Raw genomic sequence first — 11,314 nt, forward strand, 5'->3', positions numbered from 1 at the left:
GCACAGGGATTAATTGAAACCATTAATCCCTGTATCTCTAGCTGTTGAATTCATTAAGATTTTTTAAGTAAAAACCTACTTAAAGTACGCTAAAAGCTACGCTCTTAATGGTCAGACTGTAAAAATAATGGGACATTTTGGCGGCTTCTTACGGACAAGCCATTGAAAACTAAAACTGAAATAGACTAAGATGCTTTTAGCCATTTTTATCTCCTGATAGATAAACTTGGTTAGCTGATAGCGGGGGATTGGCGTCCCTCCTATCAGCGCCTTTATTGCATTTAACACTTCAAACGCAGATTTATACTATTTTATTCTGTAGTGTCTTGCAAATGAAATTTTTAGCCCTTGGCAAAACACTACAGAAATTTTTCTATCAGCCCAAATTCGGTACCATCAACCTTCTCTGCATTTCACAACGTGATGTTTTTTCAGCAATAGACTTCCTTTTTACGAACTATTTTTTCAATTCTTCTTCAGAAATAATCTCATTTCTCCAACTTACACTATGAGAATTGAGAAATGGTTTATGAAGAGAAGGGAACGACTAAAGCGCAGTTACTCATTATTGAAGATAATCACATCTGCCAACAAATTTATCTTGCAATACTTGGTAACTATTACCACATTGAATTAGCAGAGACTGCTGCAGAGGCTTTGGAATGCCTGTCAAAAAAAGTATACCACTGCATCATTTTGGACTTAGGTTTACCGGATACATCAGGAATTGAAGTACTATCCTCCACTCGTAACAACGCGCTAAATAAAGCTACTCCTATCATCATTATTTCAGCTCATATGAGCAACGACATTAAACAAATTTGTTTACAATTAGGAGCTAATGAAGTTTATACAAAACCAATTGATTCTGTTTTGTTGCGCCATGTAATCGAAAATTTTTTAGGTGCTTGACTATATGTGTACTTAGATTGGATCGCTTTGGCCTGGGTGCAGGCGCAGCCAAAACCCGGGATTCAAAATAAGCGACGGAGCATTATATAAACAGTTTAAAATCCCGGATTACAGCCTTCGGCTTTCATCCAGGTACTGCGATGCTTGATCCCGGAGAGATATAGAGTAGTAACGCTTGCTTAAGCTTCTGCAGGTAGAAAATCCGCTTCAACGGCAGGTCGGTAGTTTTCTGCATCGAAATAAGTATATTCCCAGGCATCTTGGCGTACCATCAACTCACGCAAGAGACGATTGTTTAAACCATGACCGGATTTATAACCTTCGAATGCACCAATCAAACCACAACCAAGGAGATATAAATCACCAATAGCATCAAGGACTTTATGAGTGACAAACTCGCCAGAAAAACGTAACCCGTCTTCATTCAACACGCGATAATCATCAACGACAATCGCATTATCCAGACTGCCTCCTTTGGCCAAATCACATTCACGCAACTTCTCGTAATCAGACAGAAAGCCAAACGTTCTTGCCCGGCAAATCTCTCTTACGTAAGACGTGCCCGACAGATCAAAGGTAACCGTTTGGGGTTTATCATTAAATACAGGGTGATCAAAATCGATTGTAAACGAAACCTTATAACCATCATAAGGCAAGAACTGCACATACTTCCCATGATCCTCAATACGGATAGGTTTTAGTATGCGAATAAAACGCTTCGCAGCACTCTGCTCTCGTATGCCGGCTGATTGAATCAGGAATACAAAAGGCGCTGAACTACCATCCATAATAGGAATCTCAGGTGCATTCACATCGACATAAGCATTATCAATTCCCAAACCGGCAAACGCTGAAAGTAAATGCTCTACCGTAGCAACCTTTGCACCTTGATGCTGCAAGGAAGTACACAACATCGTATCGCCAACGTAATTATATAAAGCAGGAATTTCTACTACGGATTCTAAATCAGTACGTCTAAAAACAATGCCTGTATTAATGGGAGCCGGACGCGCTGTAAGAAGAATTTTTTCTCCTGAATGCAAACCAACGCCCGTTGCTTGAATGACTTTCTTAATAGTTCTTTGTTGCATCATTCAGTGATCACCTTTTCTATCCCATATTTTGCGCACAATAAATTGCCAAATCATATCAACAATTAATTGATTAGTCTAATTTTTTATGCCTTCCATAAAAAACGGCCCTTAGGCCGTTTCTATACTATTCAACTTGCTCTTCTTGCCGACGCAAAAAGGCAGGAATATCCAGGTAATCCACATCAGGTACTGACGCTTCATTGACGGTAGGTTTCGTTGTGATCGCAGCTTGCTTACGCATGACAGCAGGTCTGTCAAACTGTTGATAATCCAGGGAGCCATCGCTTCGAACTGATTCAGCAAGGCGAGATTTTACTGTGGCTTGTTGTTGCGAATGACGAGTTCTTGAATCACCGCCAAGGCCAGTAACAATAACAGTAACACGCATCTCATCTGTCATTTCAGGATCAATTACCGTACCTACCACAACCGTTGCATCATCAGAAATAAACTCTTTAACAACATCACCGACTTCTTCAAATTCACCAATCGACATATCCAAACCAGCGGTAATATTGACCAAAATACCCCGGGCACCAGAAAAATTAACATCTTCCAGTAAGGGAGAGGCAATTGCTGCTTCAGCGGCTTGGCGAGCTCGTTGCTCACCGCTGGCACTACCTGTACCCATCATCGCCATACCCATTTCTGACATCACTGTGCGCACATCGGCAAAGTCAACGTTAATGAGGCCAGGACGTGTAATCAAATCAGAAATTCCTTTTACGGCACCTAATAAAACATTATTCGCAGCTTTAAAGGCATTAAGCAAGCTGATATTTTTACCTAAAACGCTCAGCAGCTTATTGTTGGGAATAGTGATTAAGGAATCTACGTGTTCAGCCAAGCGACGAATTCCCTCTTCAGCAGCCAAGGCGCGCTGTTTACCTTCAAATGAAAAGGGCTTGGTCACCACAGCAACAGTGAGGATACCTAATTCTTTAGCCACCTCAGCAAATACCGGTGCCGCTCCTGTACCAGTGCCACCACCCATACCGGCAGTAATAAAAACCATATCAGCGCCAGCCAGAACTTCTTTGATTCTATCTCTGTCTTCTTCTGCTGCTTCACGACCAATTCTTGGATTCGCCCCAGCGCCTAAACCCTTCGTTAACTCGTCACCCAGTTGGATATGGATTTTTGCATTTGAATTTTTGAGTGCTTGAGCATCCGTGTTGGCGCATATAAATTCAACGCCATCGATGTTTTCGGTCACCATGTGCTCGACCGCGTTACCACCACCGCCGCCGACACCAACGACTTTAATTACGGCACTGTCTTGCTGACTTTCCGTTAATTCAAACATGTTAGACCTCTCCCCTCTAAATTCTGCCGATTAATTGAGGTTTTGCCCCTAATCCTTACTAGTTAGCTAGATTAGAGGCAGAAACTACTTAAAAATTACCATTGAACCATGCCTTCATTCGCGCCCACATTCCTTTGTCATTATCACTTAAGACAGGTACATTATAACCACCTTCGTATTGTTGTTGAAAGCCATGTAGCAATAAACCTACCCCTGTCGCCAAGGATGGATTTGCTGTAGCCTCAACTAAACCAGAAACCTGATGCGCACAGCCATGGCGCACTGGCATTTCAAAACACAGCTCGGCCAATTCAATAGCGCCCTGTACGCTGGAACCGCCTCCCGTCATCACCATACCTGCTGCGATGCGTTGCTCGAAACCGCTGCGTCGAAGTTCATTACGGACCAACGTAAATAATTCTTCATAACGTGCTGAAACCACATCAGCAAGAACCTTGGCTGAAATTTTACGTCCTGGCCTTTCACTTACACCTAATACTTCTATCATTTCATTGGCATTAGCCAATTCAGGCATTGCGCAAGCATGCTTTATCTTAATAGCCTCCGCACTTTTAGTCGGTGTACGTAAAGCCATAGCAATATCATTGGTTACTTGATCACCGGCAATGGGGATAACTGCTGTGAATTGAATAGCGCCATCATAAAATACAGCAATATCCGTCGTTCCACCGCCAATATCAATCAAACAAACGCCAAGCTCTTTTTCATCTTCAGTTAAAACAGCGTGACTGGCAGCCAGCTGCTCAAGAATGATATCGCTCACTTCCAAACCACAGCGCCGCACACATTTAGCAATATTCTGAGCAGCACTGACAGCGCCCGTAACAATATGGACACGCGCTTCTAAACGTACACCAGCCATACCTGCTGGCTCACGGATACTGCCTTGATTATCGATAATAAATTCTTGGGGTAAAACATGAAGAATTTTTTGATCAGCTGGAATTGCAACTGCCTTAGCCGCATCAATTACACCGCCAACATCAGCCAGCGAAACTTCTTTATTGCGAATTGCAACAATACCGTGTGAATTCATGCTACGAATGTGACTGCCCGCAATGCCAGCATAAGCTGTGCGTACCTCACAGCCTGCCATCAACTCTGCTTCCTGAACTGCACGCTGGATTGAATTTACGGTCGCCTCGATATCAACCACCACACCCCGTTTTAGACCGCGGGAAGGGTGACGTCCTATACCAATGATTTCTATCGCACCATCTGCCGTCACTTCGCCAATCAGTGCCACCACTTTAGAGGTGCCAATGTCTAATCCGGTGATGATATTTTTTCTAATTTTTTAGCCATTATCTTCCCGTTTCTTTTTTCCATTGCACCGCCATACCTCGCGGATAACGTAAATCAACACTTGCTAATTGCCCTGATTTCTCTGCAAAAACAGCGGGATAGGCTTTACAGAATCGGATAACACGCGTTTCCAAATCCTGTTTTCCCAAACGCAACCGCACTCCATTGGCTAGAGTAAGTTCCCAAGCTTGATTATCACGTCGTCCTAATGAAGCCGCATGCAATCCATAGGTTGATAATATCTTACTCATTTTTTCGTAAACTTGTAAGACTTCTTTCTGTTGATTCGGTGGACCACTGAGATGTGGCAGCGTAGAATCAGTTAATGTAGCACCACCTTTGTTAAATAACTCGCCATCTTCCGTGAGTAACGCATTGTTCCAAGTTGCTACGGGTATTTTTTCAACGAGCGTGATTTTCAGGGTATCAGGCCACAGTCGTTCAACTCGTACTTGATTTGCCCAATCCAGAGCTGTCAAATCAGCGTATAATCGTCTTACCGGTAAAGAAAAAAACTATTATTAAGGTAATTAACCAAAACTGTTTCAAGTTGTTTACGCGTAATGTGCTGATAACTTGCTACTATTTTTACCGTATTGATAGGAAACCGCTGTGCATCTGCTACAAATAAATAAATTAAATGTGCAGCCAAAAAAATGGCGCACACAATAAGTGTGATTAAAAAACTTGCATAGCGTAATCGCCCTGTACTACCGCTCATCCGCTTTGTCTCACCTTAAGGGCCCATCCTTTTATTAGTTTTTAAATTCCTTAAGCTAGCCCTGCCAACAATCATTGATAGCTGGTCACTAACTGCTGGCGACAACGATGATGGGTCATTGCCAAATTTACCAATTCATCTAACAACTGTGGATAAGCTAAACCGCTTGCTTGCCATAATTTCGGATACATACTGATGGAAGTAAATCCTGGCAACGTATTGATTTTCATTAAATAAAATTTCGCCAGTTTGGTCATTTACAAAAAAATCAACGCGAGCCATACCCTTGCACTTAAGGCGAGTGAAAATTTCACAGGAAATCGTTTGTAGGCGTTTGAGTATTTTCGGATCAAGTTTGGCAGGAACATGTAATTCTGTTTGGTTAGATTCCAAATATTTTGCACTGTAAGAATAAAAACCATCCACGTGATGAACACGAATTTCACCTGCTATACTGACTCTTGGCACCGCCGAAGGCGAAGCGTTCTCAAGAACAGACAATTCAATTTCACGCCCCGGTAGAAACTCTTCCACTAAGATAGTTTCATCGTAACGTAAAGCATCTTCAATCGCAGCAACTAATTCCGTGTGGGTTTTTACTTTATGAATCCCTACACTCGACCCTAAAGAACATGGCTTAACGAACAAAGGCCAACCTAATTCAGCCACTGTTTGCTGGCAAAACTGCTGTCTCTCTAACGCGGTGCTGTGCCAGGATAAAACACGGTAACGGGCAGAACGAATTTCATCGTTACAAGCAAGACGTCTAGCCATATCTTTGTCCATGCCAATCGCGGAAGACAACGCATCACACCCCACATAGGCAACACCGGCTAATTCCAGCAAACCTTGCAAGCAGCCATCTTCATAAAGAGGGCCGTGAACGATAGGGAATACAACATCCGCATCAACAACAAAATGGCCATCAATCAGCAAGCTCGCTAAAGGGCGTGAGCAAGAAGTACTAACAGGTAAACTGTCTTTAAAGGCAAGCAATTCTTGGTAATCGTTCTGATAACAACGCCCTTCTTTATCCATGCCTATAGGAATAATATTGTATTTACTCGCGTCCAATTGCGCTAACACAGACGCTGCAGAAATTAATGAAATTTCATGTTCTCCAGACTTGCCGCCATAGAGCAATACTAAATTGATACGTTTATTAGACATTAAAAGTCTCCAATAATGTGCACTTCGCGAATTAAGTCAATATTGGTTTGCTTATGCACCGTGTCATGTACTAATTCAATTAACGACTCGATATCCCGTGCCGAGGCACTGCCATGCTGGTTAATTATAAAATTGGCATGTTTTAAAGAGACAACAGCCCCACCCAATTGCCTTCCCTTAAGACCACAAGATTCGATAAGACGAGCAGCGAAATTACCTGGCGGGTTTCTAAAAACCGAACCACAATTGTATTCACTGGTCGGTTGCGTATTCGCACGATGTGCCAATAATTCTTTAATCAGTTGCAAGGATTTTTCTTTCTCGCCAGCAACTAGTCGACAGGTAGCCGCAACAAACCATTCCTCTTTCTGCAAGCCGGAAACATGGCGATAAGCAATTTCAAATTCGTCTGGTTTTCGTTTATGTATCTCACCATCACGGGTTATTGTTTCAACTTCAACCACGAGTTGCCAGGTTTCACCACCGAAGCAACCAGCATTCATGCGCAAAGCGCCTCCCATAGTCCCCGGGATACCCGCCCAGAATTCGCCGCCAGCAAGATTACTGCGTGCACAAAATCTTGCCATGCTAGCACAAGATACACCAGCTTCTACACGGACAAGATCGTCCGTGATTAATGCCATTTCTTTCAAACAGCCTTGCGTTAAAATCACTGTGCCCGCAAATCCCCCGTCTCGAATGAGAGAATTAGAGCCTAGTCCCAACCAGAGCAGTGGCTCATCAAGAGGTAATTGCTTCAGAAATATCGCCAAATCATGAAGGCTGCTGGGCTTATATAATCTACGAGCCACACCACCGACTCGCCAGGTTGTATAATCAGCCAGACGCTCATTCGTTAATAACTGCCCCTGATACGCTGCAGCAGGATTTGTCATTGTTTCTGTTGAAATTTTCACACCGCCTCTCGCGCTGTTTGTATTAAACTGAGTGCCAATTGACCAATACTACCGGCTCCTTGCATCAAAATAACATCACCATCAGTAATCAGTTCATTCAAGGCTTGTACCAGAGTCTTATCATTAACCAATCTTACATTAGGGTGCTGCTGCCGAATTTTGGCTAGCAACGCTTCACTGGTTACGCCAGGAATGACTGATTCGCCGGCAGAATAAATATCCATTAGCAATAATTCATCAGCTAAACTGAGCGCCTCGACAAATTGGTCAAAAAGTGATTGTGTGCGACTGTAACGGTGCGGTTGAAAAACATGGACCAACCGTTTGTCAGGCCAAACACGACGAAAAGCGTCAATCGTTGATTTGATTTCTTGTGGATGATGCCCGTAATCATCAACAATCTGGGCTGAGCCATGCTCAAAATGTCTCTCACCAAGCATTTGAAAGCGCCGGCCAACCCCTTGGAATTTAAGTAACCCATTGATAATCGACTCATCATCGACCCCTAATTCGGTAGCAATCGCAATAGCAGCCAACGCATTTAATACATTATGACGTCCTGGCAACTGGAATTGTATATGTAACGGCCGATGAGGCGCCGGGCGTTCTACTGTAAACTCACTCAACAACCCTTTTTGAGTCCAGTTAACTGCACGGTAATGTGCCTCTTCACGAAAACCATACGTACGTATAGGTCGTTGAACTGACGGTAAAATACGACATACTTCCTCATCTTCAATGCAAAGCACTGCCAAGCCATAGAAGGGAAGATGATGCAAAAATTCAATAAAGGTATTACGCAATTTATCAAAATTATCGTCATAAGTGCCCATGTGATCCGCATCAATATTGGTGACCACTGACATCATTGGTTTTAGGAACAGGAATGACGCGTCGCTTTCATCCGCTTCAGCGACAAAATAGGCTGATTTACCTAACTGGGCATTTGAACCGCAACTATTGAGTTTACCACCAATAACAAAGCTAGGATCTAATCCCCCCTCAGCCAGCAAGCTACTAACCAAACTCGTGGTCGTTGTTTTTCCATGTGTTCCTGCAATGGCAATGCCATGACGAAAACGCATCAACTCCGCAAGCATAGCCGCACGGGGAATAACCGGGATTGAATGTGCTTTTGCCGCAAGGATTTCTGGATTTTCAGTATCAACCGCTGTTGAGCGCACAACCACATCAGCGCCAACGATATTTTCAACACGATGGCCAATATGTACCTTAATTCCCAAAGACTGCAACCGCTGTACGGTGCGGCTTTCACTCAGATCTGAACCAGTAATGCGGTACCCTTGGTTATGTAAAACTTCTGCAATACCACACATCCCCACACCACCAATGCCAACAAAATGAATTTGTTCTACTCGTCCCATCCTTGGCGATAGAAAGTGTCCTATGTTCTCCACAAAGCTCCCCTTTATTGTGAGGTTGGCGGCCGCAATCCTAGTGACTGCCAACGATTTTCATGATCAATACGCAATAAAAGTGCGATGACCACACAATTAACCACCATACTAGCACCACCATAACTTAACAGTGGTAACGTCAATCCTTTTGTAGGCAGTAATCCCGAATTAACGCCCATATTAATAGTGGCTTGTAATCCTAACCAAAACGTCAAACCATAGGCTGTAAATGCAGCAAACAACCGTTCTTGTGCGTGAGCCGTAAAGCCAATCATCAATCCCCTGGTAACCAGTATACTATACAAAATTAATACTAAAAGAACGCCGAACAATCCTAACTCTTCTGCCAGTACAGCAAATAGAAAATCAGTGTGCGCCTCGGGCAAATAGAATAATTTCTGAACGCTGTCGCCAAGCCCTACGCCCAGCCACCCACCTCGCCCAAAAGCAATCAACGATTGTGTTAGTTGGTAGCCACTATTAAATTGATCCGCCCAAGGATTGAGAAATGCAGTCAACCGTGCAACCCGGTAAGGAGAAGAAACAGCAAGCATGGCAAGACAACAGAGAACAACGAGTAATAGAGCGGCATAATAACGCAATTTTACGCCGGCTAAAAATAACATCGCCATGACTGTACCAGAAATAACCACTGTAGCGCCAAAAATCCGGTTCCATCAGTAATAAGACAGAAATCAGGCCTAGAATAATCATTGGCTTAATAAAGCCGAAAATATGTTGCTTCACACTGATTTGTTGACGCACCAAATAACCAGCCAAATAAAAAATCATTGTCATTTTAGCCAGCTCAGAAACCTGAATGCCGATAGGACCCAATGCCAACCAGCGTCTACTGCCATTAACTGAGCGGCCAATACCGGGAACTAACACAACCAATAACATCAACAAGCAAATAAGCAGCAAAGGCATGCTCATTTTTTCCCAAACGCTACTGTCTATTCTCATCACGCCAATGGCCACTATAAACCCAGCTACAAGATAGCAAGCCTGCCTAATCAAAAAATGGAAAGGCTGGTGATAGTATTTTGTCGAGATCATCACAGAACTGGATGCAACCATCATCAAGCCTATAATCACCAAACCAAGTACGGCTCCCATCAGCCATTTATCATAAAGCGCGATGGGCTTATGCGTGGGTTTTCCACGTTGATTATAATGACGCGGTTGCATAGTACTCACAACTTACTCACTAAATTTGCAAACACTTCGCCACGATGATTAAAATCACGAAACATATCCAGACTTGCACAGGCAGGCGATAATAAGACAACATCGCCTGATCTAGCCTGAGATTTAGCCATAATCACCGCATCCTCCAAGGAGGTAGCACGTAATATGGGAATCACATTAGCTAAAGCATGCTCGATTTTATCCGCATCCTCGCCGATTAAAACAACAGAACGTACATGTTCAGCAACAGGGGGACGTAACTCAGTAAAATCAGCGCCTTTCCCTTGGCCACCGGCGATTAATACAATTTTCCCTTGCATAGAACCCCCGATCCCAGAAATAGCCGAGATAGTTGCTCCGATATTTGTACCCTTTGAATCATTAATCCAATCAATTTCATCCAGTGTCCTTACCCACTGGCAACGATGCGGCAAGCCAGTAAACGTCTTTAAAACGTTTATCATATAGTCAGGCTTTATCCCAGCAGCGGCAGCCAACGCACAGGCAGCCAACGCATTTTGCCAATTATGCTTGCCTTTAATACGTAACTCTTCCGTAGACAGCAGGCATTCATTTCCATAGCTCAGGTAATGAGTACCCTTTTTTCAATCATACCCCAATGCCCAGCCTTGGGCTTATCCAAACCAAAACTGGTCGCCATCGCCCCATGAGCAGATTCGTATACTGCTGGTGTTGTCTGTGCATCATCGCGGTTCGATATAAGCGTTTTGGCTTGGTGGTAAACACGCTGTTTGGCTGTAATATAAGCCTCAAGACTATGATGCCTATCAAGGTGATCGGGGGAAACATTGAGAATAGTCGCTGCAACCGGACTCAGTGAAGAGGTGAGATCCAATTGGAAACTGGATAACTCCAAAACCCATAAATCATAGTGCTGCTCATTATCAAGTAAATCAAGAACAGGCAAACCAATATTCCCGGCAACGGCAACAGAAAGACCGGTTGCCTTCGCCATTTCCCCGACTAATGTCGTCACGGTTGATTTACCATTAGTCCCTGTGATCGCAACAACGGGCGCATCTATTTCACGAGCCAAGCATTCAATATCACCAAAAACTGGAATCTTTCGTCGAAAAGCGTCCTGCAAAAAAGGTTCATCAAGCGCAACCCCCGGGCTGGTAATAATCCCAGCCAATTGCGGATAGATTGTGGTTGGTAATTCACCTAAAAATACGTCGACTCCAGGAAACTCAGTATTGAAGGCCGCCAAACCCTCAACTGACTGCCTGGTATCAAAG

Annotated in this window: 8 protein-coding genes and 3 pseudogenes; 1 reads left to right on the forward strand and 10 read right to left on the reverse strand. The window is 43.5% G+C overall.

Annotated elements, in window-relative coordinates; genetic code table 11:
• The first annotated feature begins 522 nt into the window (after nt 1–522).
• Nucleotides 523–912: a response regulator gene (locus BN58_RS01140; RefSeq protein WP_019215262.1), complete on the forward strand. Its 390-nt coding sequence runs from the start codon at nt 523–525 to the stop codon at nt 910–912.
• Nucleotides 913–1,091: 179 nt separating this feature from the next.
• On the opposite strand, the gene lpxC is transcribed toward BN58_RS01140, so the two are convergent.
• The 10 genes and pseudogenes from lpxC to murD form a co-directional block, all read right to left on the reverse strand.
• On the reverse strand, nt 1,092–2,006 hold the full coding sequence (lpxC, locus tag BN58_RS01145) for a UDP-3-O-acyl-N-acetylglucosamine deacetylase (RefSeq protein WP_019215263.1): 915 nt from the start codon (nt 2,004–2,006) through the stop codon (nt 1,092–1,094).
• A 124-nt stretch (nt 2,007–2,130) separates the two neighbouring features.
• Nucleotides 2,131–3,312 carry a cell division protein FtsZ gene (gene ftsZ / locus BN58_RS01150; protein ID WP_019215264.1) on the reverse strand — a complete coding sequence of 394 codons (1,182 nt, stop codon included), beginning with the start codon at nt 3,310–3,312 and terminating at the stop codon, nt 2,131–2,133.
• 88 nt (nt 3,313–3,400) lie between these two features.
• A complete protein-coding gene (gene ftsA, locus BN58_RS01155) occupies nt 3,401–4,582 on the reverse strand; it encodes a cell division protein FtsA (RefSeq protein ID WP_019215265.1) in 1,182 nt (393 codons plus the stop codon).
• A gap of 55 nt (nt 4,583–4,637) precedes the next feature.
• A complete protein-coding gene (locus BN58_RS21010) occupies nt 4,638–5,117 on the reverse strand; it encodes a cell division protein FtsQ/DivIB (protein ID WP_332247906.1) in 480 nt (159 codons plus the stop codon).
• A gap of 17 nt (nt 5,118–5,134) precedes the next feature.
• Nucleotides 5,135–5,359: a hypothetical protein gene (locus BN58_RS36725; RefSeq protein ID WP_332247907.1), complete on the reverse strand. Its 225-nt coding sequence runs from the start codon at nt 5,357–5,359 to the stop codon at nt 5,135–5,137.
• A gap of 71 nt (nt 5,360–5,430) precedes the next feature.
• Nucleotides 5,431–6,529, reverse strand: a pseudogene (locus tag BN58_RS21015) (D-alanine--D-alanine ligase family protein).
• Nucleotides 6,529–7,425 carry a UDP-N-acetylmuramate dehydrogenase gene (murB, locus tag BN58_RS01170; RefSeq protein WP_026069173.1) on the reverse strand — a complete coding sequence of 299 codons (897 nt, stop codon included), beginning with the start codon at nt 7,423–7,425 and terminating at the stop codon, nt 6,529–6,531. Before murB ends, BN58_RS21015 begins: the two are co-directional and overlap by 1 nt.
• 17 nt (nt 7,426–7,442) lie before the next feature.
• Complete coding sequence (gene murC, locus BN58_RS01175) at nt 7,443–8,831, reverse strand: UDP-N-acetylmuramate--L-alanine ligase (protein ID WP_019215267.1); 1,389 nt, start codon at nt 8,829–8,831, stop codon at nt 7,443–7,445.
• 44 nt (nt 8,832–8,875) lie between these two features.
• Nucleotides 8,876–10,055 (reverse strand): annotated as a pseudogene (ftsW, locus tag BN58_RS21020) (putative lipid II flippase FtsW).
• Between the two features lie 5 nt (nt 10,056–10,060).
• Nucleotides 10,061–11,314, reverse strand: a pseudogene (gene murD, locus BN58_RS36730) (UDP-N-acetylmuramoyl-L-alanine--D-glutamate ligase); the annotation flags it as partial.

Origin of the sequence: Legionella tunisiensis (assembly GCF_000308315.1) — a bacterium.
GTDB lineage: Bacteria > Pseudomonadota > Gammaproteobacteria > Legionellales > Legionellaceae > Tatlockia > Tatlockia tunisiensis.